This is a genomic window from Oceanisphaera avium, from assembly GCF_002157875.1.
GTDB lineage: Bacteria > Pseudomonadota > Gammaproteobacteria > Enterobacterales > Aeromonadaceae > Oceanimonas > Oceanimonas avium.
Genome location: NZ_CP021376.1, coordinates 2,059,405 through 2,086,345, shown reverse-complemented (window position 1 = coordinate 2,086,345; position 26,941 = coordinate 2,059,405). Strand labels below are relative to the sequence as shown.

Annotated in this window: 24 protein-coding genes; 7 read left to right on the top strand and 17 right to left on the bottom strand. The window is 47.8% G+C overall.

The window, feature by feature from the left end; genetic code table 11:
* Positions 1 to 28: 28 nt before the first annotated feature.
* The 5 genes from CBP12_RS13585 to CBP12_RS09630 all read right to left on the bottom strand — a co-directional run bounded on the left by CBP12_RS13585 (position 29) and on the right by CBP12_RS09630 (position 8,039).
* Positions 29 to 1,606: an ATP-binding protein gene (locus CBP12_RS13585; RefSeq protein WP_232455050.1), complete on the bottom strand. Its 1,578-nt coding sequence runs from the start codon at positions 1,604 to 1,606 to the stop codon at positions 29 to 31.
* Between the two features lie 31 nt (positions 1,607 to 1,637).
* Positions 1,638 to 1,784, bottom strand: coding sequence for an HTH-like domain-containing protein (locus CBP12_RS13580; RefSeq protein WP_002020314.1), 147 nt, complete (start codon positions 1,782 to 1,784; stop codon positions 1,638 to 1,640).
* A 253-nt stretch (positions 1,785 to 2,037) separates the two neighbouring features.
* A protein-coding gene (locus tag CBP12_RS09640) for an IS3 family transposase (RefSeq protein WP_157420055.1) occupies positions 2,038 to 3,218 on the bottom strand; the annotation gives its coding sequence in 2 pieces (ribosomal slippage) (positions 2,038 to 2,951 and positions 2,951 to 3,218; 1,182 coding nt in all).
* A 67-nt stretch (positions 3,219 to 3,285) separates the two neighbouring features.
* Complete coding sequence (locus CBP12_RS09635) at positions 3,286 to 4,284, bottom strand: hypothetical protein (protein WP_198341783.1); 999 nt, start codon at positions 4,282 to 4,284, stop codon at positions 3,286 to 3,288.
* 470 nt (positions 4,285 to 4,754) lie between these two features.
* Positions 4,755 to 8,039 carry a DEAD/DEAH box helicase gene (locus CBP12_RS09630; protein ID WP_086964239.1) on the bottom strand — a complete coding sequence of 1,095 codons (3,285 nt, stop codon included), beginning with the start codon at positions 8,037 to 8,039 and terminating at the stop codon, positions 4,755 to 4,757.
* A 175-nt stretch (positions 8,040 to 8,214) separates the two neighbouring features.
* Between CBP12_RS09630 and CBP12_RS09625 the strand changes: the two genes are divergently transcribed.
* A complete protein-coding gene (locus CBP12_RS09625; RefSeq protein WP_425383207.1) occupies positions 8,215 to 8,532 on the top strand; it encodes a DUF736 domain-containing protein in 318 nt (105 codons plus the stop codon).
* A 143-nt stretch (positions 8,533 to 8,675) separates the two neighbouring features.
* Here CBP12_RS09625 and gorA read toward each other — a convergent pair whose 3' ends face one another.
* The gene (gene gorA / locus CBP12_RS09620; protein WP_086964238.1) at positions 8,676 to 10,031 is read right to left on the bottom strand and encodes a glutathione-disulfide reductase; all 1,356 of its coding nucleotides are present in this window, start codon (positions 10,029 to 10,031) and stop codon (positions 8,676 to 8,678) included.
* 239 nt (positions 10,032 to 10,270) lie between these two features.
* Between gorA and prlC the strand changes: the two genes are divergently transcribed.
* The 3 genes from prlC (at position 10,271) to dps (ending at position 14,068) form a co-directional block, all read left to right on the top strand.
* Complete coding sequence (gene prlC, locus CBP12_RS09615) at positions 10,271 to 12,319, top strand: oligopeptidase A (protein WP_086964237.1); 2,049 nt, start codon at positions 10,271 to 10,273, stop codon at positions 12,317 to 12,319.
* 106 nt (positions 12,320 to 12,425) lie between these two features.
* A complete protein-coding gene (locus tag CBP12_RS09610; protein WP_086964236.1) occupies positions 12,426 to 13,235 on the top strand; it encodes a class I SAM-dependent methyltransferase in 810 nt (269 codons plus the stop codon).
* A 356-nt stretch (positions 13,236 to 13,591) separates the two neighbouring features.
* Positions 13,592 to 14,068 (top strand): DNA starvation/stationary phase protection protein Dps, encoded by a 477-nt coding sequence (gene dps, locus CBP12_RS09605; RefSeq protein ID WP_086964235.1) that lies wholly within the window; start codon positions 13,592 to 13,594, stop codon positions 14,066 to 14,068.
* Positions 14,069 to 14,354: 286 nt separating this feature from the next.
* On the opposite strand, the gene CBP12_RS09600 is transcribed toward dps, so the two are convergent.
* The 3 genes from CBP12_RS09600 to CBP12_RS09590 form a co-directional block, all read right to left on the bottom strand.
* Positions 14,355 to 15,383 (bottom strand): CobW family GTP-binding protein, encoded by a 1,029-nt coding sequence (locus CBP12_RS09600; RefSeq protein WP_086964234.1) that lies wholly within the window; start codon positions 15,381 to 15,383, stop codon positions 14,355 to 14,357.
* Between the two features lie 375 nt (positions 15,384 to 15,758).
* Entirely contained in the window at positions 15,759 to 16,733 is a 975-nt protein-coding gene (locus CBP12_RS09595; protein ID WP_086964233.1) for an MDR family oxidoreductase, read from the bottom strand.
* Between the two features lie 101 nt (positions 16,734 to 16,834).
* Positions 16,835 to 17,698: a carboxylate/amino acid/amine transporter gene (locus tag CBP12_RS09590; RefSeq protein WP_086964232.1), complete on the bottom strand. Its 864-nt coding sequence runs from the start codon at positions 17,696 to 17,698 to the stop codon at positions 16,835 to 16,837.
* A 528-nt stretch (positions 17,699 to 18,226) separates the two neighbouring features.
* On the opposite strand from CBP12_RS09590, the gene CBP12_RS09585 reads away from it, so the two are divergent.
* Entirely contained in the window at positions 18,227 to 19,150 is a 924-nt protein-coding gene (locus CBP12_RS09585) for a LysR family transcriptional regulator (RefSeq protein ID WP_086964231.1), read from the top strand.
* Positions 19,151 to 19,157: 7 nt separating this feature from the next.
* Here the strand turns inward: CBP12_RS09585 and CBP12_RS09580 are convergent, their stop codons facing one another.
* The 3 genes from CBP12_RS09580 to CBP12_RS09570 form a co-directional block, all read right to left on the bottom strand.
* A complete protein-coding gene (locus CBP12_RS09580) occupies positions 19,158 to 19,604 on the bottom strand; it encodes a universal stress protein (RefSeq protein WP_086964230.1) in 447 nt (148 codons plus the stop codon).
* A gap of 172 nt (positions 19,605 to 19,776) precedes the next feature.
* Positions 19,777 to 20,559, bottom strand: coding sequence for an ion transporter (locus CBP12_RS09575; protein WP_086964229.1), 783 nt, complete (start codon positions 20,557 to 20,559; stop codon positions 19,777 to 19,779).
* A 27-nt stretch (positions 20,560 to 20,586) separates the two neighbouring features.
* Positions 20,587 to 21,795: a methyltransferase gene (locus CBP12_RS09570; protein ID WP_086964228.1), complete on the bottom strand. Its 1,209-nt coding sequence runs from the start codon at positions 21,793 to 21,795 to the stop codon at positions 20,587 to 20,589.
* A 221-nt stretch (positions 21,796 to 22,016) separates the two neighbouring features.
* Here CBP12_RS09570 and CBP12_RS09565 point away from each other — a divergent pair, with 221 nt between their 5' ends.
* On the top strand, positions 22,017 to 23,219 hold the full coding sequence (locus tag CBP12_RS09565; RefSeq protein WP_086964227.1) for a BaiN/RdsA family NAD(P)/FAD-dependent oxidoreductase: 1,203 nt from the start codon (positions 22,017 to 22,019) through the stop codon (positions 23,217 to 23,219).
* Between the two features lie 61 nt (positions 23,220 to 23,280).
* Here CBP12_RS09565 and CBP12_RS13575 read toward each other — a convergent pair whose 3' ends face one another.
* The 5 genes from CBP12_RS13575 to CBP12_RS09550 all read right to left on the bottom strand — a co-directional run bounded on the left by CBP12_RS13575 (position 23,281) and on the right by CBP12_RS09550 (position 26,455).
* Positions 23,281 to 23,448 carry a hypothetical protein gene (locus CBP12_RS13575; RefSeq protein WP_198341782.1) on the bottom strand — a complete coding sequence of 56 codons (168 nt, stop codon included), beginning with the start codon at positions 23,446 to 23,448 and terminating at the stop codon, positions 23,281 to 23,283.
* 11 nt (positions 23,449 to 23,459) lie between these two features.
* Positions 23,460 to 23,594: a YeeE/YedE thiosulfate transporter family protein gene (locus CBP12_RS13830; protein WP_269765815.1), complete on the bottom strand. Its 135-nt coding sequence runs from the start codon at positions 23,592 to 23,594 to the stop codon at positions 23,460 to 23,462.
* 41 nt (positions 23,595 to 23,635) lie between these two features.
* Positions 23,636 to 24,550, bottom strand: coding sequence for a YeeE/YedE thiosulfate transporter family protein (locus CBP12_RS09560; RefSeq protein ID WP_198341781.1), 915 nt, complete (start codon positions 24,548 to 24,550; stop codon positions 23,636 to 23,638).
* Between the two features lies 1 nt (position 24,551).
* The gene (locus tag CBP12_RS09555; protein ID WP_086964226.1) at positions 24,552 to 25,514 is read right to left on the bottom strand and encodes a sulfurtransferase; all 963 of its coding nucleotides are present in this window, start codon (positions 25,512 to 25,514) and stop codon (positions 24,552 to 24,554) included.
* 65 nt (positions 25,515 to 25,579) lie between these two features.
* Positions 25,580 to 26,455, bottom strand: a complete 876-nt coding sequence (locus CBP12_RS09550) for an aldo/keto reductase (protein ID WP_086964225.1) — start codon at positions 26,453 to 26,455, stop codon at positions 25,580 to 25,582.
* Positions 26,456 to 26,606: 151 nt separating this feature from the next.
* Between CBP12_RS09550 and CBP12_RS09545 the strand changes: the two genes are divergently transcribed.
* Positions 26,607 to 26,924 carry a hypothetical protein gene (locus CBP12_RS09545; protein WP_086964224.1) on the top strand — a complete coding sequence of 106 codons (318 nt, stop codon included), beginning with the start codon at positions 26,607 to 26,609 and terminating at the stop codon, positions 26,922 to 26,924.
* The last annotated feature ends 17 nt before the right edge of the window (positions 26,925 to 26,941 follow it).

The window sequence follows — 26,941 nt, the reverse complement described above, 5'->3', positions numbered from 1 at the left end:
TTATTTGTTAAGTATTCGTAGTATCTCTTTAGATTGAAATCATAAGGGGGAGGGAATGTATGAGATCATTACTTACTACTTTGCTATTTTCTAGTGTTAACAATATATAAGTTAAATAAAGTGGATTGCCCTCACTCTTTTCATGAATTAACGTGATGAGATCTTCATCATTGCAATCTACTTGTGTTATTCCATGTTTTATTACCAACTCTTTAGTATCCTGAATATTCCAGGCTGGCAATTGGTGTTCTCTATAACTGAAATCATTTTTAAGGAAATTTAACTCATCAACTGGCTGAGAACCTAATATTATTGTTACGTTATCAGGAGTGTTTATCTGAGATATATTTTCTAGGATTTGGGTTTTTTCTTTAGATAAGCTAATAGATGAACTTAAAACCCTATTAATATGGTCTAAGCCATCAACTATTATTACTAGCGGCTCTTCTATATTTTGCAGAAGCAGGTTTAATTCATCTAGGTTAGCCGCAAAAATCTGATTTTTTACTTTAGTGAGCATTGGAAATGCTTTTTCTATACCACTTATTATATTTCCAAAAAATGTGTTAGAACTGACTCTTTTCTCTATAAATTCATCTTCAGTACTTGTGAAGCAATAATGGCGAAGAACAGTTGTTTTATTACGTTCTAAATAATCTATTAAATTGGTTAGAAACCATGACTTACCAGATCCTGGCTCACCTGACAATATTACTTTCTTGCTACTCACAGCAAAATTATAGAATGAACTATATTTACAATCTGACTTAACGTTTTTACTCTGATCGATTTCAAACTTTTGCTGAAGTTCTCCAAAATCAGTTTTAATGCGTAGATCTTTTAATACATCTGAAGTTGTTACAACAGCAGAACTCGTTCTATAATTTCCAACCTGTTTAACAAGTCTTACTAAAAAATCAATGATGTTAACATCATCGTTTGGATATTGCCCAACCCCTAGTCGCGCGGCTTGCGAGATTAAAATTTCTTCTAGTTCATTAGGGGAGTTAAATTGTAAACTGGCTTTTGGAAGGCTAACTTCAATTAAGAGGCATTCACAGAAGGTTTGGAACTCATCTCTATCAATATTATTTTCTTTTACATATTGTTTTAGGCTATCCCAACGGTTGAAATTCTCAGGTTCAATTTCCCAAAGTTTGTTTATGTCAATTTTAAAGACTTTAGTTGAAAATGAGTCGAACGACGATAGATTTGAAGGCTGAAGGTTTAATACCTTTAGAAGGTTTTCTTCAGCAGGCTCATCCCAAGCTAAACATAACCTAAATTCAGAATGAGTAGTGTTAAGAGCTTTCCATGATTCATATAGCTTATGTAACGCTATCTTATAGTGGCTATCGGCAGAAAGGTAATCTTTGGTTAGCCTGACAGATGTCTGTTCATTACTATATTTTATTTGCTTACGTTGTATTTTATCCCCGTTAGTTATTACTAAGTCATCGAATCTATCCGGGGTATCACCTTTCGTATGCTTCTTGTCTATAGAGAATATGCTTTCTCGATTGCCGTTGAGTATCTCTTCTAGTATGAAATAGCTAGATATCAGATCTTGGTAATCATATCCTTCATGCGCATTATTTAAGCTCAAACTGTTCCTCACCTTGGAATTAGTATAGGATTTAAACCTCTTCGCAAAACTCTTTCGCTGTAATATTTTTAAGATCGTCAGCGTATTTAATCATTTGCAGATGCGCCTCAGCCATACAATGGTTGCGGGGAGCTCGAACCAGAGCCTGGCGAATTGCCAGAAATTTATGCTCTTTCATCTGTACTTCTTAGCCTCTTGTCGCACTGTTAGCAAAATTAGCTAATTTTGAAAATGGTTTGGCTCACCCTTGGTAATTTTCACATGTGAAAGTGCAAGCGTCAAAGCCTAAAACCGTGATGTGAGCCGTCAGATAGGTCAACATGAAGGTGGAGCTTTCCTCCGCCTGATTCAACAATTTGTTTCAACTGGTGTAGGCCATCGACCGTACAGCTATCAATTTGGAAACCTGCATCAGCACCGATATGTAGTGGTCAAGTAAAAGTGGCCACCGATTTATAGTTAATCCAGTAATCTACTTCAGCCTGATTTGGACTGATACCACCATTGTGCTGATGGGGTCTCAATTGACTGTAATAACCGATTAAATATTTCACGATGTGATGCTGTGCTTCAGATAATGACTGATAGCCATAAGTCGGCACCCATTCAACTTTTAAGCTTCTAAAGAAACGCTCCATGGGAGCATTGTCCCAGCAGTTTCCACGTCGACTCATGCTCGGTTTTATTTGGCACTGCCACAACGTCTGCCGAAACTGTCGGCTTGTGTAATGACAGCCCTGATCACTATGAAACATCACACCTTTAGGCCGCCCCCGACTTTCATAAGCCATTTTCAATGCGCTACTGGTCAGCTTGCTATCCGGCGAGAGCGATATCGCCCAGCCAATAGGTTTACGAGCAAATAGGTCCAGCACCACGGCTAAATAAGCCCAGCGATTGCCCGACCAGATATAAGTCACGTCACCGCACCAGACACCATTAGGAACTTCAACATTAAACTGCCGAGCTAGCTCATTAGGGGTTTCAACATGTTCATTGCTCGCTTTCTTATATCTGTGCTCCCGGATCTGACAACTCACCAACCCGAGCTTTTTCATCAGACGACCTGCGCGATAGCGGCTTAAGGGAACAGCTTGGGTCGTGGCCATTTGGGCAATACTTCGTGCGCCTGCCGACTTTCCGCTTTCCCGAAACAGTTCTTTAACCTTCGCTATTTCTTCAATATGTTTGGCGCATACTGGCTTTTGTGAACGTTGTTGCCAATATTTAAAGCTGCTGCGATGGACACCAAACACTTGGCATAGTTTGCTGACTGGATAGCTCGTCTTGAGTTTCTCAATTAGCGAGAACTGTTCAGGGAGTCGGACATCAAGAGAGCGGTAGCCTTTTTTAGGATGTCTTTCTCCATCTCAATTTCACGAATACGCTTTTCCAGTTCACGAATTCTGAGTTGATCGGGCGTCATGGGTGTGGCTTTTGATGTCTCACCGTTGCGCTCTTTGCGCAGCTGGCGAGCCCATGTATCCATCGTTGAATAGCCGACACTCATCGCCTCAGCCGCCTGACGAACCGTATAGTTCTGGTCGATCACTAACTGTGCCGCTTCGAGTCGGAATTCAGGAGTAAAATTACGTTTTGGTCTTGTTGTCATAGTGTCACCTAGTAGCTTCTTGATGCATGATAGCACCTCTAATTAGGTGGCCAAATTCACTATGCCACTACAATCGCTGGGCTGTGGTCAGGGCGTCGAGTTTTTCCTTTGAGACATGAACAGAGTGGGATTTTTTTATGTCATTGATGCCTTTGTGTAACTCAATTCTGCTAAGAAGTTTGTCAAGTCGGCACATTCGTCGCTCACTAATGGCATAAGTTTTCAAATCTGATAAAAGGCGGCTTGTTATCTCAATAGTTCGAGTTTTATTGTATTTTGTAGGTACACCATTACTTGGTCCTATTGTTAGCTCGAAATGAGTTATAGAACCTGAGCGTTGAACCGATTGTTCTAGTGCGGCCAAAGTCAATCCTGACGCTTCTTGAATACGTAAGCCGGATTGAGCTGCGAGCAAACAGATCAGCCTAAATTCGCAAGGCACATTACGTAAATGTAGAGCTAAATGAGTGAGTGCAATTTGAGTTAAGGGCTTTAGCCCCCGAATATTCTTACTGGTTGCATCCCTCGGCGTTCTGATGCGCAAGTCTGTAGTTTGAACCAGAAATTTAGGCATCATATGAGCCAGCATGTCGCTTCTCTGTATTCTTACAAATTCGATTTCGAAGGGTTTGTGTTTCTCGTTGATGTGGTAATAACGTTCATGTGCTGCCCATAAATAAAACTGGACGACATGTGTCATATACGTGTTGGCAGTTGAGTATGCGAGCTCACCAGCTTTAACACTCTTGAGAAGTTTGTCATTTCTATATCGATATGTCGGCTTTAAACCTTTTGCTAAGGGGAGAACGTCCCAGGTTAACTTTTCTGATTCTAGGAAATTCCAATAATGCAAAAGCGCTCTTGCGTAGGAACTTAGATTTTCAAGCCGTTTGTTCGCTTTAAGATGAATGAACCAGTGGTTTACTGGTGCGACATATCCCCAGTTTTGGTCATAAATAGTAGGCAATGACCCTAGATTTCGGCCATTCAGAAACTCTATAGGGTCTGTTTCGGTGATGATTTCACCACCTATATGTACATCGTCTGATTTGATCAAGTAAGCCACAGGGTGAACTTTGTAATAACCGTTGGTTCATCCAGTATCTGCTACTGCTATCGAGATCCTAAGGCCTGTAATGTACTAATTTGGGCAGCTTGAGCGCTTGCGGTGATTAGATAACGCTGTTAGAACTTTCACATGTGAAAGTTTTTGGGGATATTTGTAGGAAAAAGATATAGGTTCACACTAGCAGTGGACATCCTATCTGAGTCTGGCCACAGCTGAGTATTAAATTATCATTCTAGCTGTAGCTCAGGTTGAGACGAAAGATAGCTAGGAACAGGGGCACTTTTTATTCTGTTCGGATTAGAAATGTAAGACATATTTGGTTCTACTCTTTCTTAAACGAATTTAAAAAATTATCTTAACTAGTTTTCATAGTATAGGGCACCGACTGTACGGCCTGGTCAAACTAGTCCTATTCATCCTCGGCGCAAAAAGAGCCATAACCGGGCGTTATCAAGTCCAATGGGCAGCTATCGAGTGAATAGCACTTTTTCCTGTTCTCGCACAGGAATGGTCTGCAATGGCAGCAAGTCCATGACGTCACAGAACAACGCTCTGTGCTTCCAATCGTCTCTATCACCAATCACGTAGAAGCGCCGTTTGGCTCGTGTTGCCGCCACGTTCAAGAGATTCGGCTCCGAGACCGCCCAGTTACGGGCTCCTGAGCCCTCAGTATTGCCACCCAGCACCATGATGACGATGGATGCTTCCTTACCCTGCATGGTATGGATCGTGCCAGACACCATCTTGTCACGGAGCATGCGCTTGAGATTTTCTTGGACGGCTTTAAAGGGCGTGATGACCGAAATATCTTTAGCCTCCACGCCATCCTGATACAGTAGTGCAAGCAGTTCCTGAAGAGCTTTGCCATCAGCAGGTACCCAGTTGCCTTGTGACTTCCCGCTGGCTTGAATCCATCCTGTCGGGAGACTGGCTGGCGTTTCTTTATCATGCCGCGGTGCAAGCGTTCCATACACCATTGCTCCGTCATAGGCAATGCGGTTAGCCAGAGCGTGCATAGGTTTGTCGCAGCGGCGGTGCACGACCAGAGGCAAACCTACCCAGGTCTTGCCGTCAGTAGGTCCCGCCATGCGTCCCCAACTGGTGGCTTCATCGGCGAGCGTCTGTGCGGATTGTCGATTGGGGAGCCAATGGGTATCGACCTGGTAGCGCGTGCGCATGTGTTCGAGCACGGCGTCGGAGACGGTGACGATCGGCTTGAGTTGCAGAGGATCGCCCACCATCAATGCACGCCGGGAGCGCCATAATGCGCCGACCGCTGCCTGGGGTGCGGCCTGGCCTGCCTCGTCCACCAGCAGCCAACCAATCTCGCCGGCCCCCAACGAGCCGAATGAGCGCGCAAACGATGCGAAGGTGCTACTTAATACCGGCACGACCATGAACAGCGACGCCCAGGCCGAACGAATGGCGTCACGCGAAAAGCCTTGGTAGCGGGTGCCTGTCAACATTCCATTGATGAGGAACAGATTGGAGCGCATTCGGGATGCTTCCAACTCAAAGAACACACGATGAAGTTTGAGTGCCTGAATGAAGACACGAGCGCGAGCTTGGCGCCAGCCATCAATACACCAAGGCTCGGCTAGTTCGATGGCATCGCCGCGACCGATAGCGCCATTTTGTAGCCAGGCAAGCAGGTGATCGGCTTGGCCGTCCCTTGCCACGTTGATAGCATCTTGAGTGTGCGCTTGGAATTGATCACGCAAGCACTGAAGCTCACGTCGAGTATTGGCGGTCTGCTTTTCTAGACTCTCCCGCGAGGCATCCAACTGCTTGGTGAGGCGTACTATCCGGCTGAAGTCGGCTTTTGCCAAGTCGTGCTGGCCTTCGAGCCGTTTCCGCTTGGCATCCCAGTCTCGCTGCACACCCCATAAACTGAAAATTTTTGCCCAAAATCCCGGCTTGCGCGCTTGATGTTCTTCAAGTGCATCCAAGCAGTGCTTGAGCGTCAGGCTGGCAGGGCGGCTCTCTTCGGCATCCAGGCGATAGAGTTGATTGACCGCATCTTCTAGCTTCTTTTCGAGAGCGCGTAGCGCTTCAGATTGATCCTCGACCTGCTTTATTGTCTTGCAGCGGGCTTGGATCAGCTCGCGGATGCGATTGGTAGCGGCATGCGCCTTGCGCACCTCTGTTTTGGCGGCCTCGTACTCGGCGATGGCTTGCTGCCACAAATCTTGGCGTTGTTCCGGAGAGCGTGCCTTGTTGACCTCTGCGCATGCATTGAGCCATCCGAGAAAGCCTTTCGGTCCATCTTCCTGTTCTGCCGGTGCGCCTGCGTGGTCTTCGTTTGTACCAGGATTTTCTTCCTCCGTGGAGGGCGTAGAAAACATGACGTTCAAAGTGTCGCCAAATTCATCGTCTAACTCAGCTTCATCTTCGGCTTCTGAGTCCGCCTTGTTGTCGCTGCCGAACGGGCGCTGACCATAGAAGTAGCGCTCCACGAACTTGGTTCGCCTCGCCTTGCTGCCCAACGCACCTGAAATCAATCCCCACGCAGGTTTCCCACTCACCAGTTCGCCCAGCTCGGCAAAATACTCCGCCTCGGGCAGCCAGCTCTCGTCGATCTTGTCGCGCTGGGGTAATTCGAGCGTGACGTTTTCCACAGCGCCATTATTGGACGACGCCACGACGATCTCGAAACCATACAGTGCTGGATTGAGTTTGAAGCAAGCCTGTTGCTTGCCGCCGTCGTTGGCCGCTTCGCGCCCGTTACTGACGAACCCATCGGAGGCGCGGCGTAGCTTGGAGAGCGCATCTGCCCGGCCGGTCACAATGGCGGCAATCAAGTCGCGCAGCAGTGTCGTTTTGCCTGTGCCAGGGGGGCCGTTGATACCTAACAGCCCTTGGGCATTGCCAAGTGTGGCTAGGATCGTATTGACGGCTAGTTGTTGGGAATGTACCAGTCCCAAATGCCGCTCCGAAGGCCAGCAGCTCATAGCATAGGCGTCGGGCATCAGGCGATCGATCAGCGACAGCGATGCGCCGTCATCGTCTACATGCAGACGATGACGAGTATCGTGTTGGCGTAGATAGTGATCCAGCGGTTCGCTTTTCCGGTCGTTACCGATGCTGTTGGCGACGGCAGCAAGATCGTCGAGCAGGAAGCTATTGAGCGGGTCGTCTTCCGATTCAGGCTTATTGGGATTGACGGGCTGAGAGCGGAAACGAAATACCTGGCCATCAGTGTCGCCAAAGAAACCCGCTAGGCCGAGGTATTGGAGAATCCAGCGGGTCAGCTCACGCAGCGCGTCGCCGGATACCTGCCCCTCGAACAGCACCTTTGCCTTATCGCCGATAGCCCTTTGATCATCCTCGAAACCACAGGTCCAATCCTGCCCCGCCAACACACGCCCCAGAAACCATGCCTCACTGGATAGAACGAAACTGTCATCGACCAACTGGCCCGCCATGGTGAATTTCGCAGCGAAAAGTGCTGATTCTCGATACTGCGGTTCTCGATAGCCCTGGTCAGCGCCATAAACCTCCTTGAGCTGTTCAGCAACACGCCGACTGTCATAGATATGGGCAAAGAGCGTGTGGCTCCAGACGCGCCGCTTGGGCAAATGCTGCCTTGAAACAATACTGGCTGCCGACCATGGCGGGATAGTTTGCCCAATAGGTGTGTCGTGAATGAACGCACCGTAGGGGCTGCTGCGCTTCTTCAACTTGGGGGCGGATTGCGGCTGCAGTAACTCAATGGCATGCCAATAACGGACAATGTTCTCTTGCTTAGTCAAAACTCTTCCCTTGCGATAGCCAATCTTGTTCTTTCCTTCTTCTTACTGTTGGTATGGCCCAACGCATTTCACACATAGTTCCGTCTTCTCGGTGCCCAGTGCCCCTCACGTGATGGCATGCCGTCGTGATTACGGGGGGGCTAGCTCATCATGGCTGGTTGGACGTTGAATAACCGTGTGTCACCCTCAGCGTTGGCAGCTTGTTGTCCATTATGTCACAAAGGCAAAGCCACAAACACACAGCTTGGTCTTGCCATGGAGCGTCCAAGCCACGCTTCAAGGGGGTCAGCTCCACACTCTGGCCCTGAATCTCAAGGTCAAACTCGTTCCCAACGACAAGGGCAACAACGAAAGCGCCCCTGACTTCCGCGTGCAGGCGGCAAGCTACGACATTGGTGCTGCCTGGAAGAAAATTAGCGAAGCCGGACGGGAGTATCTGTCCGTGACCATCGACGACCTTTCGTTTCCAGGAGGACTACCTGCTCGTTACTGATCCAGCGTCTACTTGTTAACTCATTTTGGGGCATAAACGTTTTAGGAAAGGCAGTGTATCGATGAGTCAATAAAGGCCAGAGAACGAGGCTCTGGCCTATTAGTTTTTCTACAGTACGAACGTGTGTAGGTGGGTTTTCTACATTAACCCCTCATAGTCACAAACTCTTCCGCGCCCGTGGGATGAATGGCCACGCAGGCATCAAAATCTGCTTTAGTGGCGCCCATTTTCACGGCGACTGCGAAGCCTTGCAAGATTTCATCCATGCCAAAACCAATGCCGTGTACGCCTACTACTTTTTCATCTTTACCCACACACACTAGCTTCATTTTGCAAGGCTGGCGGTGGGCTGTTACTGCGGTATACATAGAGGTAAAAGTAGAGGTATAGACTTTCACTTGCTCATCGCCATGTTGCTCTTTAGCTTGGGGCTCGGTGAGGCCTAAGGTGCCAATAGGCGGGTGACTAAATACCACTGTCGGTACCATGTCATAATCCATTTGGGCGTTAGTTTGGCCGTTGAATAAGCGCTCTGATAACAAACGGCCCGCTTTCACTGCCACTGGCGTTAGCTCAACATAGCCAATGTTATCGCCAAGAGCATAAACACCCTTAGCGCTGGTGTTTTGGTATTTATCAACTTTGATGTAGCCCCTCGCATCTGTTTCAACGCCGGCGGCTTCTAGGTTGAGTTGGTCCGTTAATGGACGACGGCCAATAGCCCAAATTAAGCAATCGACGGTCACTTGCTTTGCGTTTTCTAAATGCAGCGTTAAGCTGCCATCGCTATTTTTTTCAACGCTTTTAGGAACCGACTCGGTGTGTAATGTTGGCCCTTCGCTGTTCATGGCCTCTACTAGGGTTTCAACTAAAAGGGGATCAAATTCGCGAAGAGGGGATTGCTTGCGCACTAATAAATGCGTTTCAGAGCCCAGTGCATTCATCACTCCTGCCAGCTCTACAGCAATATAACCGGCACCCACTACCGCTACACGCTTAGGTTGTTCGGTGAGTGCAAAAAAGCCGTCGGAGTCGATGCCATATTCAGCTCCAGGGATCTGTGGAATAACCGGCTCGCCGCCAGTGGCAATAGCAATATGGTCGGCGGTATATTCTTCGCCGTTCACTACTAGGGTATTGGCATCTTTAAAGCGGGCAAAGCCCTTAATCACGGTTATTTTATTATTACCTAGCACCCGATCATAAGAGTCATGAATTCGACCAATATAGGCTTGGCGGCTTTCAATTAACTTGCTCCAGCTGTGGCCTTTTAGATCCACGTCAAAGCCATAATCTTTAGCATATAACTTAATGGCATCGGCCACTTGTGCCCCATACCACATCACCTTTTTAGGCACGCAACCTACGTTGACACAAGTGCCACCTAAGTCTTTGGCTTCAATTAAGGCGACTTTTTTACCGTGCATAGCAGCGCGGTTTGCTGAGGCAATCCCGCCACTGCCGCCGCCGATGGCGATGTAATCAAAATGCTGTGCCATGTATACGCTCCTAATGAGAAGATAAGAAATTCTAAGGCCAAAGTGATACCTAGCCTAAGCCATCAACGATTGTACACCAAGACTTGATGAATAAACTGCTCACTATCTAGGCGTTATTGCCGAAAATTGACCCTTATCGCCAGTAAAAGCTTGAACATTGCTCTTGAGAGCACCATGTTAGAGGTATTCCTCGATTGCGATTGAGCAAGTCGAAGGCCAAAACATCCAGAGGTACCCAAATGACTAATCCATTACTGACCATGGACGGCTTGCCGCCGTTTAGTCAGATTAAGCCAGAGCATATTAAGCCGGCGCTCGAGCATGCTATTAATGATTGTAAAAAACGCGTGGAGCTGGTGTTAGGCCGTGACGATGATGAAAACTTTACGTGGGACAACTTGGTTGCGCCATTAGAAGAAGTAGGAGATCGGCTATCGCGTATTTGGTCGCCGGCCAGTCATTTAAACAGTGTGCTCAATAGCGAAGAATTACGCTTAGCTTATGAAGAGTGCCTACCGCTACTTTCTGAATACAGCACTTGGATGGGGCAACATCAGGGCTTGTTCGATGCTTATCAAAGCCTCGCTAAGCGCGATAACTTTAAAAAGTTGAGCCTAGCTCAGCAAAAAGAAGTCAATAACACGCTGCGTGATTTTCGCTTATCGGGCATCGCTCTCGAGGCGGGTCAAAAACAGCGCTTTGGTGAAATTAAATCTCGTCTGTCTGATTTAGGCTCGCAGTTTTCTAACCAAGTACTAGATGCTACTCAAGCGTGGATTAAACACATTACCGATGATGCTCAGTTGGCTGGTTTGCCCGACTCTGCCAAAGCCGCCGCTCAAGCCCAAGCTCAAGCGCGCGAATTAGAGGGCTGGGTGTTTACACTTGATATTCCCTCTTATTTACCGGTGATGATGTATGCCGATGATGCAGCCTTGCGAGAAGAGTTGTACCGCGCCTACTCCACTCGCGCCTCAGACCAAGGGCCTAACGCCGGTGAGTTTGATAACACTCAAGTGATTGAAGAAACGCTGGCGCTTAAGCAAGAGCTGGCCGAGCTACTGGGCTTTGAAAATTACGCTCAGTTATCGTTGTCGACCAAAATGGCTGAAAGCGAACAGCAGGTGTTGGACTTTTTAGGTGAGCTCGCCGAGCGCTCCTATCCTCAAGGCCAAGCGGATCTGGCAGAGCTTACAGAGTTTGCTCATGAACATCACGGTATAGAACAACTTAATGCCTGGGATGTGACCTATTACGGTGAAAAGCTTAAGCAGCATAAATACACCATTTCTGATGAAGAGCTGCGCCCTTATTTCCCTGCTAATAAAGTAGTGCATGGTTTATTTGAAACCGTAAAACGCTTATTTGGCGTAAAAGTCACCGAGCGCTTTGGCGTGGAAGTATGGCATCCTGATGTGCGCTTTTTTGATATTTTCGGTGAAGATGGCGAGCTGCGCGGTAGTTTTTACTTAGACCTGTATGCCCGTGCTAATAAGCGCGGCGGTGCTTGGATGGATGATTGTATGGGTCGTCGTTACCGTGAAGATGGCAGCTTGCAAAAGCCAGTGGCCTATCTTACTTGTAACTTTAATGGCCCCGTTGGCGATCAGCCGGCGCTGTTTACCCACGGCGAAGTAGAAACATTATTTCATGAGTTTGGGCACGGCATTCACCACATGCTCACGAAAGTCGATGTGGCAGGGGTGTCGGGTATTAACGGTGTGCCTTGGGATGCGGTTGAGTTACCTAGTCAGTTCTTAGAAAACTGGTGCTGGCAGCCAGAGGCGTTGGCCTTTATCTCCGGCCATTATGAAACCGGTGCACCCTTGCCTGCCGATTTATTAGAGCGCATGTTAGCGGCGCGTAATTATCACTCGGCCTTGATGATGCTGCGCCAATTAGAGTTTGCGTTGTTTGATTTTAAACTGCACATGAATAAAGACAGTGCTAAGCCCGGCCAAGTGCAAGCTATCCTAGATGAAGTAAGACAGTCGGTAGCTGTGATCACACCGCCGAGCTTTAATCGCTTTCAGCATGGCTTTGCTCATATCTTTGCTGGCGGTTATGCCGCGGGATATTACAGCTATAAGTGGGCAGAAGTGTTGTCGAGCGATGCCTTTTCGCGCTTTGAAGAAGAAGGTATCTTTTGTGCCAAAACTGGCCGTGATTTCTTGCATGCCATTTTGGAGCAGGGCGGTGCTAAAGAGCCCATGGAGCTGTTTAAGCAATTCCGCGGTCGCGAGCCAAATACCGATGCGCTGTTGCGCCACTCTGGCATTACTGCTTAATAGCGCTTGTTTAACCTTAGCGGCATAATGTAGTGGCGCCAAGTGTTGCGAATATATTTTAAATGACGGCTGGCTGCGTGCCAGCCGTTTTTGATGGTAACCCTTAATGACAGACGTTCAACATCCGTTAGCCACTCACTACCCCGTACAAATTGTGGTAAAAGACATCGAGTTGCAAAGCAATGCCGCGCTCTTGGCTGAGACCTTAAGCGGTGTTACGCCCGCCGCTCCCTTTGCTCTGGTGTTTATTGATGGCCGATTGGAGCTGCAAAAGCTTGATGAGCCCAAACTCAGCGGTATCTATGTGGATCTTGCCGAGGGTGCGGTCGCTCATAGACGCAAGTTTGGTGGTGGACGTGGACAATCGATTGCTAAAGCTGTGGGCTTAAAGAAAGGCCAAAACCCCACCGTAGTGGATGGCACCGCCGGCTTAGGACGAGATGCCTTTGTTTTAGCCTCTCTTGGTTGCACAGTTTGGCTGTGCGAGCGCCACCCAGTGGTGCATGCGCTGTTAGCCGATGGCTTGCGCCGCGCTCGCCAAGATGCAGAAATAGGGGATTGGGTAGCTGAGCGGATGCAGCTGCTACCTCTAGGGACTAAGTTAGCTGAGATAAGTACGCTGCTTAAAGAGTCGATAGAGGTGGTGTATTTAGACCCCATGTTTCCCCATAAGAAGAAAGCCGCGTTAGTAAAAAAAGAAATGCGCGTGTTTCACTCGCTAGTGGGCCCCGACTTAGACGCCGATACTTTATTGCCCCAAGCGCTGCAATTAGCCCAAGCCAGGGTCGTAGTAAAGCGCCCCAGTTACGCGGGTTTTTTAAATAACAGCGCGCCTGCAACACAAATAGCCACCAAAAATAATCGTTTTGATTTATATATTAACCAAGCACTAAGCCCTGCGGGCAGCCGTACGTGATAAGCCTTACGCGGTACGTAAAACACAGGCCTTAGCGGGCTTGTCCCCGCAGGTTGCTTTGAGGGCTCGCCTCAAAAACGAAACCTTAATGTTTATCAGCAGGGCAAGCTTTGTCTTTAACTAACGGCGTACAGCGTAAGGCGTACGGCTTTGTTTTAATGGTTGCGACTGAGTCTGACATAAGGATCACATTATTTGTATGCTAGGGGTTAACAGCAGAGTTTAAGCTGCTAGTATCAATAGGTGCCTACTAAGTTCTGCTTGATTCAGGCTTACAATCATTTCTAATTTCACTAAAGGTAGAACAGCTAACGCAATAAGTTTCATCACTATAATTCATCATACGGAGTGTAAAAATGAGAGAACGTTACGCAAGCGGACTGGACGACAACACTGCCAAGAAAATGATCGAGCTATTAAATGCCAATTTGGCTAACGTCATCGACTTAACCTTATCTGGCAAGCAGTGCCACTGGAACTTACAAGGTGCCGGCTTTATTGGCGTGCATCAGCTATTAGATGAAACCACTGCCCGAATTCTTGAAATCTCTGACACTATTGCCGAGCGCGTCGTCATTTTAGGTGGTGAGCCTAATGGCTTGGCCAGCCGCGTGGCTAAAGATACGGTACTTAAGCCTTACCCAACCGGTATTACTGCGGTAAATGATCACGTTAAAGCACTGACCGAGCGTTATAAAAAAGTGGCCGAAACGCTGCGTGAAGCCATTGAAGCAGCGGGTGAGGCGGGAGATGAAGATACTGCCGACTTATTTACCGAAGCCAGCCGTATTATCGATAAAGATGCCTGGTTTATTGGTGCTAATGCTAAATAAACGCCTACTAGAGCGGTTTACACACTGCTAATTGTCAATAATGCCAAAGCTCATGCTTTGGCATTTTTTTACTCACTTCCGCTCAGGAGCTGATTCTAGGCATGAAAGGCTGAAACTATTCGCCACGCAATAACACAGAAAAGTAGTGAGTAAATTTGAAAGTGCTTGTTAATGGTCAGCGCCAAACACTCAACCTAAAGGTGAGGAGCTTTTTTCATTAACAAGCACTTATTTTTCGTTGATCCTAGCTTGGCTTAATTTTTGTGAGGGCTCGGTGCTTTTAGTATCACTCGGCTCGGCTCGCTAACAGCTGTTTTTGTAGCGCTTGTGCGGGCAAGGGCTCGAGGTCGATTAACTCTAAACGTCCTTCTGTTTGGGGCGCTATGCGATACACAGCTAACTGCTCATCCACCATATTAAAAGCCCACCAGCCATCTGTGGTAGGTAATACCGCTTTAAGTCTGGCAACCTTAAGTGAGCGGCAAAAAGTATCGACTTTACTTAAATCAAAACAGACTTCATCGAGAAAGCGCCAACCCACCGAGTAATGATCTTGGCCAAGATTACTGTACCTGCGCCATGGCTGAGCACGACTTAAGCGAGGTTCAGACTGGGCAACTAAGGGGCGTGGGGCATTACTGGCATGGGCTTGAGGGTGAGCGGCGTGACGCTCGCTATTATGGGCGGTGTTTAACCAGCCAATATCTAGCTGCCCTTGGCTAACGGTGACATATTGCTGGGGCGCCGACTTGGATGCTAAAGCTTGAGATGTTAAAGGTTTAGCTAAGTAACCTTGCTCAATAGCCGCGATTAAATTTGTTACTTGTTCAGGCGTGCTTAAATCAGACTTATTCAGCACTAACACATCGGCTAGAGCTAACTGGTCTTGGTAAGTCTCATGAGCTTGGTAGCGTTTGTCTGCCCACTGGCGAGGGTCGACTACACAAAAAGTGGCGCCTAATTGCAGTACGTCTTGATAATGCTCATTAGTTAGCGTTTTTAAAATTTGGCTCGGATGTCCTAAACCACTGGGCTCAATAAACAAGCGATCCGGCTTAGCTTTATGCAGTAGAGCATTTAAACCAATTTGAAAGGGCAAGCCAGACACACAACATAAACAGCCGCCCGGTACTTCTTTGATCATGGCGCCTTGTTCAGTTAATAAAGCACCGTCTATGCCTACTTCACCAAATTCGTTGACTAAAATGGCCCAACGCTCATGCTCGGGCTTATTGGCAAGTAAATGACGTAATAAGGTGGTTTTTCCGCTGCCTAAAAAGCCCATCACCAAGTGAGTGATAACAGGAGTGCTCATGCTGAGCTCCACAGTAAAATGATAGGCTTATCTTATAACCGCTGGCCTAAATGTGTTATACAAATTCAAAGCTAGCGCCAAGCTATCTTATTTAGCCGTCATCCTGACGCAGGCCAGAATTTCGGTTTAGTCTTTAATACTCAACCAAAAAAACGAGATACCGGGGCAAGCTCGGTATGACGGCAAATAACTAAGCGTTGTGTATTGTTTAGCCGTCATCCTGACGCAAGTCAGGATCTCGGTTTAGTCGTTAGGACTTAACTAGGGAAATGAGATACCGGGCAAGCCCGGTATGACGAGGGTTAAGGTGGCTCGCTATCGCGTTTTTATTTAGCGCAGCTATTGAGTCTCTAGCTAAGTGCTTGGGCTTGTCAGTTAAGGCTGTATCAGTGCACGGCCTTTTAGCTTACCGGCTAATAAGTCGTGTGCCGCTTGAATGCTTTGCTCTAGGGTGTAAACCTCACATTGCTCTTCAAAATCCACTGGTAAAGTCTCTTCAAGCCGTTGCCAAGCGATTTCCCGAGTAGCGATAGGGGCATAGACAGAGTCGATGCCAAGCAGTTGTACACCACGTAAAATAAAAGGCATGACGGTGGTATTTAATGCCACTCCTCCTGCTAGTCCGCAGGCGGCGATTGCGCCGCGCATCTTGGTTTGGCTTAAAATATTAGCTAACGTTCGCCCTCCTACTGCATCAATAGCGCCGGCCCACACTTGGCTAGCGAGCGGGGCGGGTTCTTGTAAGAACTCGTTGCGATCAATCACTTGGCTGGCGCCAAGGCGAGTTAGCCATTCTTTGTGAGCTGAGCGACCCGTGGCGGCATGCACTTCAAAGCCGGCTTTGGCTAATAGCTGCAGTGCCGTAGAGCCCACGCCACCCGTAGCACCGGTCACTAAAATAGGGCCTTGGTTGGGGGTGATGCCGGCGTGCTCTAGCGCCATTACTGATAACATAGCCGTAAGACCTGCAGTACCAATAGCCATGGCGCGTTTGGGGGACATATTACCGGGTAGAGACTGTAACCAATCGCCATTTACCCGCACTTTTTCTGCCATGCCGCCCCAAGTTTTTTCGCCTACCCCCCAGCCGGTAAGCAAGACTTCATCACCAATTTTATGATCAGCATGGTCTGAAGCGAGCACGGTACCGGCAAAATCGACGCCGGGCACCATGGGCCAATGGCGTACTATTTTGCCCTTACCGGTGATGGCCAGTGCATCTTTGTAGTTAAGGCTGGAATAATCCACGCGTACTAATACATCACCTTCAGTGAGCTGGTTTACGTCTAAACGCTGCACGCGAGCTAAGGTGTCTTTACCTGACTCTTCTAATAACAAAGCATTAAACATGGCTTACCTCCTCGCATAATGGCGTGTAGTAAGTGTAAGGGTTGTGAGCGTTAATGCCATGTTGCAGTGCGCAATTTTGCGCTTTTAAGGTATTTAAAAGCTTAGTTCGTGAGCTGAGTCTTAGGTTTTAGCCAGACTTGATTGAGTGCTAATGAAGCGAGCAGCAAAGCACCGCCTAAACTTAGGCGCACTAAGTCTGCTTCACGGTTCCAAAGCAGTAAATTGACGAGCAAGCCGGCGGGGACGAGGGCATTGTTCATAATGGCGAGAGCGCCGGCGTTAACTAGGGTGGCGCCTTTATTCCATAAAAAATAACCTAAGCCTGAGGCGCCTAAGCCTAGCCATAATAAAATGCCCCATTGCAGCTGAGTACTTGGATAAAGAGCACTGCCTAACAGCCACCATGCGGGCAGTGCTACCGCCAGCGCACCTAAATAGAAATAGCCAAATAATTTATGTTGCGCTGCACTAGGTTGGTAGCGCTCAAGCAAGACTTTATAGCCGACTTGGCCAAGTGCAAAAGATAAGTTTGCGCCTTGTACCACCATAAATCCCAGCCAATAGTCACTATTAAGACCATTAAAACGGATCACTAAGGCGCCTAATACCGCTAAAAGAGCGGTAAGTAAGTAACCTGGGTTAAAGCGCCGATGTAAGAGGTCATAAATCAGCGTGACATAAATAGGGGTGAGCACCGTAAAAATCAGCACTTCGGGCACACTGAGTAATAAAAAAGACTGATAATAAAACAAATACATGACGCCAAGTTGCAGTGCCCCGCACGCCATTATCCCTAGAGCAAGGCGAGGAGGCTGGCGCCACGACAGCCAAGGTAAAAACAGCAAGCTGGCTAATCCCACTCGGCTTAGTACAGAAAAGTAGCTATCAACGTTGCCCGCTAAATAAACGCCAATAAAGCTAAAAGAAAAAGCCCAAAGTAAGGTAACGACAACAAGATAAGGCATGAAAACAGACTGAAGTGGCGAAAGATAGGCGCAATAATAGCAAAAAAGACGAGCAGCAGCTGTAAGCTGTGCGCTTTACGCCCTAGGTTCAGACCCTCTGCTCATAGGAGGCGGTATTTGTGGTTAACGGTCAGCGTAAAGCCCTAGTCAAAAAAGGCATAAAAAAAGCCGATGCAAAGCATCGGCCGGGAATCACTAAGGTGTGTCAAAAAAACGACATCCCAAACAAGGTGGTTAATACCACACGCAGAAATAGGGACCTAAGTCCTTAAAGGTTGTCAGCATGATTACTTAGGCACTCGCTAAGTACTCTGTTGTTATTGCAGTTATCGAATTACCTCGAATAATTCGTTAAGCGCAATAGACAGGCAGTACCCCCCATGATGCCACCATGCCCAGAAGCAGTTAGTTCAATGCCAGATAAATTACTTCATCACGCCGACGATTAACTTGTTTAACGGGGGCATTCTATGGTGATATAAGCCATGTAAAAAATGAATTATAAGCATAAAGCTATGGTCTATATCGATGGATAATTTATATCAACGCCTCGACTTAAATTTGTTGCGCGTGTTTGATGTGCTAATGAATAGTCGCAATGTTACCCGCGCCGCCGAGCAGCTTAATTTGTCTCAATCTACGGTAAGCCATGCTTTGGCGCGCTTGCGCCAAGCGCTGGACGATCCCTTATTTGTGATGACTCGTAAAGAGATGCGCCCCACCCAAAGAGCGTTGGCGTTGGCGGCGCCCGTACGCCAATCATTAATGCTCATTGAACAAGGGATCCGCCAATCAGCAAGTTTTGACCCTAAAGTATCGGCGCGCACCTTTCGTATTGCCGTCCCTTCATCCATTGAGCATGGCGCCGTACCGCTATTAGTGGACTTATTACATCAGCGTGCGCCTGCCTGTCGACTGGCGGTCACCGAGTTAGTGCACTCTGATTATGAAGATAATCTTTCTCGCGGCGGTATGGATTTGGTGGTGGCGTTTGCCAGTGGCGATCACCTCTCACCACGGTTAAAGATTAGCCCTTGGTTTGATAATGCCATGGTGTGTTTATCGGCCAAAGAAAGCGATTTGCCTGCCCAATTAAGTGCCGAGCAGTTAGTGAGCTGGAGCCATGTTTCTACCTCTACCTGGGGACATAACCAAACCTTGGTAGAAAACTGGCTAAAGAAGAAAGGATTAGAGCGCCCCATTGCGGTGTGGGTACCCAGCTTTGAGGCGCTACCTAAACTGTTGGCAACCGGACGTTACTTGGCCATGGTGCCTGAGCTGATTGCGCGGGATTTTTGTCATTACTATCCTTTGCAACAACACGTATTAAGTGAGCCACTGCGCAGTACTTATGTCATAGCGCAACACCCCTTAACTGAATTTGATCCGGCGCTGATTTGGTTTCGCCAGTTGCTTGATGAGATAGGCGATCAACTGCGTTCATCGCCTTAATTACTTTTTATTTTTTATTTTTAGGTAAGGGCACTACTAATAGATCACAGGGGACTGTGTTCATTAGCTGGCGAGCTGAAGAAGTGAGGAGACTCCAAAAACTTTGCTCATGGCCACAAACTAACAAGTCGATGCCGTGAATATCGACGGCTTCGTTCACTTTAAGTGCCAAATCGCCACAAATGACTAGCTTTTTCTCGATAGGATAGTCGATGACGCCGATGTAGTTTTCAAGGCGTTGTTTTGCATCGGCGACCACTTGGTCTTGAATATTATCGATGTCGATATCGATCATCTCGGTATATAGGTCTTTTAAGTCCACATCCACGTGGATCACTGACAATTTGGCATTGTTAGCGCGTGCTCTATCCACAGCTTTAGTAATGACTTTGCGGTTATTTTCGGTCATATCAACCGCCGCCAAGATATGTTGGTATTTATAGGGTTCTGTCATGGCACTTCTCCTTTTTCATAACTCTATCAATCCGTTAGTAGATAAAACGTGAGTTACTTAGAATTTCACACCTTTGCCAGCATAGGCCAACACTTGGTAGCGATACAAGCGCCGCCCCTAGTCTAAAGGTCGTAGAGTTGCGGATCCGTGTATTTTGACTAGTAGCGCTGAGTTATTGTTGTTTAAGTAAGGTTGTTAATACGTTTATCTCGTCTCTTAGCTCAGCCACTTCTTGTTGTAGGCTAGTTAAGTGGTTTTTTAACTCAAGATGTTGTTGGTTATCGTTAGCTTGTTGCTGGCGCTCGGCATCTTCATTTTTAGGTGTTAATAAGCTGGATGCCACTAAGCCTGAAATACCCGCAAAAATAGACACGCCCGTTAAGATAACGATGGCAGAAATAACACGTCCCGCCGTAGTAATAGGGTAGTAATCACCATAGCCTACGGTGGAAATAGTTACCAGCGCCCACCAAATGGCATCTTCTGCCGTTTCAATATTAGAGCCAGGATTACCCGCCTCTGTCATTAAAATCGCGATGGCACTGCCGCCTAACACTACCAGTAGCACTAATAACATAGAGGCCAACATAGTACTGCCGGTGTTTTTTAATAGATGGCGGATCACCTGATTGGCGACGCGCAACATCCGCAATACCCGCAGTACTTGAAAAATTCGGCCATAGCGAAAAATATCTATTGCTGGAATAGAAGCAATAAAGTCTATCCAGTGTACTCGCAAAAATTGCCCCTTATTATGAGCACGAAATAAGCCATAAAAAAAATGGCTAAGCAATACCAAACAAATTCCCGTATCCAGCTTAAGCAATAGCTCTTTTTCGGTCGCATTAAAGGGGCCAAATTGATGCAGCACAATAATAATGACCGAGATAATAGACAACACCATCATCACGATTTCAAAGGCGCTGGGTGGCAGTATTCGTACAGCTGGTTTCACAGTAGCTCCTAGGCGTGTGAGATAAGTTTAGGTAACAGGAAGAGGCCGCTTAGCTTGAATTAAATAACGCCGCGGCGTATTAGCTAAGTTAGTAAAGGTACCTAGCTGTACCTGATAGCCTTGCTCTTCTAAAAATAACGCCTTATCCAGCAATAGCCATAACTCTAAGCCATAACGGTAGCGATGGCGTACTAACTCAATACGCTTTACTAACAAACGCCGCTGCTCTGCTAAGGCGAGCCAGTGGGAGCTGTCGATCGTTAAGGGCGCTACTAAACCTTTTTTATTACACGCCCAGCCTACAAACTCGCTAAAAGAGCCGCTTAATAACGCTTTAGGAAAGCTGGGCAAGGGCAAGTAACTGTTATTTTTAGTCAGGGTGCGCTGCAGTTCATCAAAGGCTAAGCGCCAAGTTAACTCGAGGTGGCGCAGTTTGCGCACGCGCTCTCCCCCTGTGATTTGGCGTTGTAAGGGGAGGCGCAAGCTTTGGCGATCCAGCTTTAGATCATGCGCTTGACCTAACTTAGATAGCGGCTGATAACACTCGCCACTAATAAGATGGTAGCAACAAGGTGAAAGTGCTAATTCCTGGGTGCCGGCCTGAGCAGCATGCTGAAGAAAACGCAAATGCAGCTCACCACAAGCATGTAAAGCCACGCCACATTGTTGAGCTTTAAAAAGAGTGGCGGCGCTCTCACTAAGGGCGTCGGTACAAATAAAGGTATGATTTAGCTGTAATTGCTCGGCTAATGCTTGCCCTTGGGCGCACAGCTCGGCTGACCATTCTAAGCTGGTGATGTTGGCACCTTGTTGAGCAAGTAAGCGACCTAAGTGCCCTTTACCCGCGCACCACTCCAAAATGGGCAAAGTAGGGTTTTTGGCAAGTTGAGAGCCAAAGGCGGTGATATTGGCGGCAAAGTCTTTAATCTGCGCCCATTTTCGCCCCCCTATGCCACTACTCCAATGGGGCGTGTGGTAATCGCTGGCGCGATTTAGCTCTGGCAATGGCTGAAAGTAAGGGGTTAAGAGCGCAGGGCGCCATTGGCCTAACCATGCTAGGGCACGATGGTCGTTTTCATCAAGCTCATCTAGCTCTTCTTCATTCATGGCTAATAAGGGGGGCGCCAAATCAGCCCAAGGCAAGTGAGTACAGCTAAAGGGGGTGTGCTGCCAGTCGTGACGTGCGCGCTCAAGTAGCTGGCTAAGGTGGTGAAACTGGTGACTAAAGATACTCATAATGCGGTTTATCGCCTTGTGCTCATAGCGCTTGTATTAGGTGTGCGCTAAATTACCTAATCTCTAAGAAGAGTGTGCCATAAACGCCCAGCAGAAGAGGAAAATAAAAGCGGCCAGCGGTGGATTTTTTGCCTGTTATTTATTGATTGCGCCCCCATATAGCCGCCACCTTAAGGTATCGGTAGAATAGCGCTTTTGCTAATTGCTGCCGTGGAAAAGTCATGAAAAGCTGGGATGTTATCGTTTTAGGGGCAGGCGCTGCCGGTTTAATGTGTGCCATAGAGGCGGCGAAACGCGGGCGCCGAGTCTTAGTGTTGGATCATGCTAAGCGCTTAGGCGGCAAAATTTTAATGTCGGGCGGTGGACGCTGTAACTTTACTAACTATTATATCGAGCCCACTGCCTATCTTTGTCAAAACCCGCACTTTGTTAAATCGGCGCTGGCCCGTTACAGCCAATGGGATTTTATTGGCTTAGTTGAAAAGCACGGCATTCCTTATCATGAAAAAACGCTAGGTCAGCTGTTTTGCGATAACACGGCACAAGATATCATTGATATGTTGTTAAAAGAGAGCAAGGCTGCGGGGGTAACTATTAAGTCGCGCGTGGCCATTACTAAAGTGGAGTGCCTTGCTGATGATGAGATTAATGATGGCTTTAGCGTAAATAGTTCAGGTGAAACTTACCACTGCCAAGCACTGGTCGTGGCTACCGGTGGCTTATCTATGCCTAAACTAGGCGCGACCCCTTTTGGCTATCAGCTGGCTGAGCAATTTGGCTTAGAAGTATTACCTACTCGTGCGGGATTGGTTCCTTTTACCTTACAGCCAGAAGATAAGGCCACACTTGAGCCCTTAGCCGGGGTGTCGTTACCTGTGGTGGCGAGCAGTGTCGATGGCACCCGTTTTAGCGAAAACCTGCTATTTACCCATCGAGGCTTATCAGGGCCTGCGGTATTACAAATATCCTCTTACTGGCAAGCGGGAGAGGCTATTCATTTTGAATTATTGCCCGCTGGCGCGTTAGCGCAAGGCATTAATGAACACCCTAACCAAGAACTCAAAACTTGGTTAACTCATCAATTACCTAAACGCTTAGTCGAAGCCTTATTTTTAAGAACCGAATGGCAGCAAGCTAATATTGCTAATAAGCCACTAAAGCAATATGTGCCTAAAGAAATTGCCGCCATTGAAGCTATTATTAGCGCCTGGGCTATTAAGCCTGGTGGTACTGAGGGTTATCGCACCGCTGAAGTGACGTTGGGTGGGGTGAACACTGATGAGCTCTCCTCTAAAACCATGATGGCGAAAAGAGTACCTAACCTTTATTTTATTGGCGAAGTGATGGATGTAACAGGTTGGCTAGGGGGCTATAACTTTCAGTGGGCGTGGAGTAGCGGCTGGTGTGCCGGCCAAGTAGTGTAGTGCGCTAATAAGGCGACCTAACGGCTCGCCTTATTTTTATAAAACAGGGGTTTCTCTTGATTTAAAAAACGGCGCAGTGCCCGCCACTGGGAGCCTGGCCAGAGCCGATGGCGATAATAGGTGCTTCCAGTCTTAGGTTAATAGTGGCTGAGTGTTGCCAATCCCAGATAAAAAATCCAATGAGACAACCCCAAAATACTAGCATGCGCAGATGAGTTAGCTTTTTCATAGCGAGCCCCTTTAATAATTAAAGTGGCGGCGGATCCGCACGCCCACTAGTGAGCCTAAAAACGCCATCACCACCCAAATCCAGCCATGAATACTGCCTGTAGAAATGCCGCTGATCATGGCACCCACATTACAGCCAAATGCCAAGCGCGAGCTGTAACCTAATAAAAAGCCCGCAACAATGCCGACTAACCATTGTTTTGCACTAAGCGGCTGTGAGGGGGGGTTTTATGGCGGGCAAATATCCATAAGGCGCCGGCTAATATACCGATATTAGTGATGGAGGTAATATCTAAAAATAGCGATTGGGTTAGTGCGTTAGCATTAACGGGTTGGCTCCAAAAGACATTGCTGGCCGGCTCAAATATATCGGCTGCTTGGGCAATTTTTGCCACCCATAATCCAAAGCCGTACACCACGCCCCAAGGTTGGCCGGCAATGATTAAGTTAAGTACCGCTAATAGCGCAATAAACAGCGCGCCCAGTAAGAGGCGCTTATTAAATAAAGCGGTCGATAAAGTCGCGGTTTTTGACCAGCCCCAAGCAGCTAATCCAAGTAACAACAGCCCCAGATAAGTAACACCTAAAGCGCCACTTAACCCCACTTCTGTTACTAAGCTTACGGGTTGCACTTGACCCAGCTCTAACCACCAACCTAAATGCGCCGAGCCAAGAAAACTGCCTAACGCAAATATTGGCAATAACGTCATATTAAGCGGGATCCCTAAGCCGGCTTTATATAAGGTGCCCGAGCCACAGCCATCGGCAATTTGCATGGCCGCACCAAACACCAGTGCACCTATTAATAAACTAATGCTAGGCGGGCCTAGCGCAGCACTTAGTTCGCTAGGAAACATGGCCAGCAGTGGGAGTGAAAATGCGGCGGCAATTGCGATCAGTATGAGTTGGGCAAAGACACCGCTGGCGTCACGGCGCTCAATTAAATGGCGCCAGCCTGTAGTAAAGCCAAATCGAGCGCCTGCTAAGGTGGCGCCTAAGCCAATGCCCACTAAAAATAATAAGCTTTGTCTAATGGAAACAGACCAACATAAAAAAATAGTAAAGGCCGCAATAACTAAGGCTAACACCACACGATTATTCATGTTATTCATTTACCAAAGTAGAAAATTTCGTTTTGATCTGCTGCAAACGACTGGGCGTATTATCCATGGGTAAGAGAGTAGAGTCTTGAGTCCACTCCGCTAAGGAAGCGGGATACAGTCGTACTTGGGGCAGCTTGGCCAGCTCAGAGAGCACAAACCAGTTGGTGGCCGCCCAGTGGCCGGTATTACAAAAAGACACAGTTTCCGCGGCCTTATTTAAGCCTTGGGCCCCCACCAGTGCCTTAATTTCGCTTACCGGCCGTATTCGGTTATCTTGCTGATTAAACCACTGCGCAAAGGGCAGGCTTTTTGCGGTAGCTATCGTGCCTGGCGTACTGGCGGTTGGTGCTTTTACTTCACCGTTAAAAAACGCCTCGGGCCGAGCATCTAGTAGTTGATACTGGCTATCTTGCTGAGTAATTTTATTAAGAAGCTCTTCTTTAAATATGACCCACTGGTGTTGCGGCTTCACCTTAATATTACTGGATGGCGGGTTATTCACTGGGGCTGAGCTAAGTGCGCTAGCAGCTTGGGTACGCTGCCAGTATTCATAGCCACCATTCAGAATACTTAATTGAGTGAGTCCTAAGTATTTTAGTGTCCAATAAACTCGTGCGGCGGCGCCAAAGTCGGTTTGATCGCTGCCACTAGAGTACACCACTATGGCATCGTGCTGAGTGATCCCCAGTTTCTGTAGGAGTTGCTCAAAATAAGCGACCTCCGCTAACTTACCCGGATTATCTGCAGGGCCTCGCCACTGTGCATAAGGCGCAGATAAAGCACCGTTAATATGACCTGCTTGATAATCTTCGCTGCTTCGAATATCCAGCAAGGTTAATGAGGCATGGGTGTTAAGGGCACTCGTTAATTCGGGCGCCTCTAGCAAAGGTCCGTAAGGGGCTGCGTGCGCGCTACTTATTAACAGGCAAAAAAGCCAAGCCACGCGAGTAAAGAAGGGGGGCATGAGCGCTCCTTAAAGGATGAAGTCTAAGCCAAGCGCGCCCGTAGGCACGCTTGGTGAAGTGCAGGTTACACAATATCTAAATGAGTTTTGCGAGTAGGTGCTGGAAATGCTTTATCTAAGCGCGCTAACACTGCATCGCTGAGCTCAATATTCAGTGCTGCGGCATTTTGCACAACATGCTGAGGCTGCACTGCTTTAGGAATGGCGATTAAATCCCGTTGACCGTCGATGGGGCGAATCGCCCATGCGAGTAATAACTGGGGCACGCTGATATTAAGCTCATTAGCCACCGCCTGTAACTCGCTATTAGTTAGTAAGTCGCGGCGCAAACTACCGCCTTGCGCCAGTGGGCAGTAACCCATAGTGGGGATGTGTTGGCGACGTTGCCAAGGGCGTAGTGAGTGCTCAATGCCGCGCGAGCCAAGATGATACAGTACTTGGTTGATGGCGGTGTCTTGCCCGCTTAAGTTATGCCACTCTTGTAGCTCATTAAGGTCAAAATTCGACACACCAAAACGTTTAATTTTGCCCGCACTGCGTAGTTGCTCAAAGGCGGCCAGCGTTTCTTCTAGAGGAACACTACCTGGCCAATGGAGTAAATATAAATCTAGATGATCAGTACCAAGGCGCTTAAGGCTAGCTTCACAGGCAGCAATGGCGCTGTGTTTACCGGCATTCCAAGGGTAGGCCTTAGAGACTAAAAATGCTTGCTCTCGTCGGCCTTTAAGCGCTTGCCCTACCACTTCTTCGGCGCCCCCTTCACCATACATCTCGGCGGTATCAATCAATGTTAGCCCTAAGTCTAGGCCTTGTTGTAGCGCTCGCACTTCATCGGCGCGGGGTGCTAATCCTTCCCCCATATACCAAGTGCCTTGGCCAATGGCAGGTAAGGAAATAGCCTCTTCAGTTGAGGTGGCGGGAAGGGTAACAGTGGCAACCATAGAGACCTCTGGCGTAATTAAGAAGAGTGATGAGTAGCGCTGGCGCCCCAAAGAGCGGCGGGCTAATAGCGCATACGGCTAGATTTTATACTGACTGCTATGCTATTTAATCTAAAATAATAACAAATCTAGCAAGGTATAAGGCTTTATTATGACGATTCAAGATAATGCTGACAATCCTACTCCGGTACGCCGCCATTTGCGGCTAGAGGATCTTAACCAGCTACAAATTGAGCTGCTAGCAGAAAAATTTTCCGCTGAGCCTGGTGTGGTGAAGGTGGTCGTGCGAAAGCAATGGCTAGATATTGAGTATGATATTAGCCAGCTGACGCTCGAGCGGGTGATTGCCGTAATAGAAGATTTTGGCGGCGAGCTCTCTGCCGACTGGTGGACGGCGCTTAAAACCAGCTGGTATCAAAAAACCGAAGAAAAGCTACGGGCTCAGCTTATAGATGACCCCGAGCCTTAAGCGCCTGTTTCCTAGGC

Excerpts from the sequence above, each read along its gene's own strand:
- CBP12_RS13580 (WP_002020314.1), bottom strand. The coding sequence starts at position 1,784 with ATGAAAGAGCATAAATTTCTGGCAATTCGCCAGGCTCTGGTTCGAGCT.
- gorA (WP_086964238.1), bottom strand. The coding sequence starts at position 10,031 with ATGGCACAGCATTTTGATTACATCGCCATCGGCGGCGGCAGTGGCGGG.
- prlC (WP_086964237.1), top strand. The coding sequence starts at position 10,271 with ATGACTAATCCATTACTGACCATGGACGGCTTGCCGCCGTTTAGTCAG.
- CBP12_RS09610 (WP_086964236.1), top strand. The coding sequence starts at position 12,426 with ATGACAGACGTTCAACATCCGTTAGCCACTCACTACCCCGTACAAATT.
- dps (WP_086964235.1), top strand. The coding sequence starts at position 13,592 with ATGAGAGAACGTTACGCAAGCGGACTGGACGACAACACTGCCAAGAAA.
- CBP12_RS09600 (WP_086964234.1), bottom strand. The coding sequence starts at position 15,383 with ATGAGCACTCCTGTTATCACTCACTTGGTGATGGGCTTTTTAGGCAGC.
- CBP12_RS09595 (WP_086964233.1), bottom strand. The coding sequence starts at position 16,733 with ATGTTTAATGCTTTGTTATTAGAAGAGTCAGGTAAAGACACCTTAGCT.
- CBP12_RS09590 (WP_086964232.1), bottom strand. The coding sequence starts at position 17,698 with ATGCCTTATCTTGTTGTCGTTACCTTACTTTGGGCTTTTTCTTTTAGC.
- CBP12_RS09585 (WP_086964231.1), top strand. The coding sequence starts at position 18,227 with ATGGATAATTTATATCAACGCCTCGACTTAAATTTGTTGCGCGTGTTT.
- CBP12_RS09580 (WP_086964230.1), bottom strand. The coding sequence starts at position 19,604 with ATGACAGAACCCTATAAATACCAACATATCTTGGCGGCGGTTGATATG.
- CBP12_RS09570 (WP_086964228.1), bottom strand. The coding sequence starts at position 21,795 with ATGAGTATCTTTAGTCACCAGTTTCACCACCTTAGCCAGCTACTTGAG.
- CBP12_RS09565 (WP_086964227.1), top strand. The coding sequence starts at position 22,017 with ATGAAAAGCTGGGATGTTATCGTTTTAGGGGCAGGCGCTGCCGGTTTA.
- CBP12_RS13575 (WP_198341782.1), bottom strand. The coding sequence starts at position 23,448 with ATGAAAAAGCTAACTCATCTGCGCATGCTAGTATTTTGGGGTTGTCTC.
- CBP12_RS09560 (WP_198341781.1), bottom strand. The coding sequence starts at position 24,550 with ATGAATAATCGTGTGGTGTTAGCCTTAGTTATTGCGGCCTTTACTATT.
- CBP12_RS09555 (WP_086964226.1), bottom strand. The coding sequence starts at position 25,514 with ATGCCCCCCTTCTTTACTCGCGTGGCTTGGCTTTTTTGCCTGTTAATA.
- CBP12_RS09550 (WP_086964225.1), bottom strand. The coding sequence starts at position 26,455 with ATGGTTGCCACTGTTACCCTTCCCGCCACCTCAACTGAAGAGGCTATT.
- CBP12_RS09545 (WP_086964224.1), top strand. The coding sequence starts at position 26,607 with ATGACGATTCAAGATAATGCTGACAATCCTACTCCGGTACGCCGCCAT.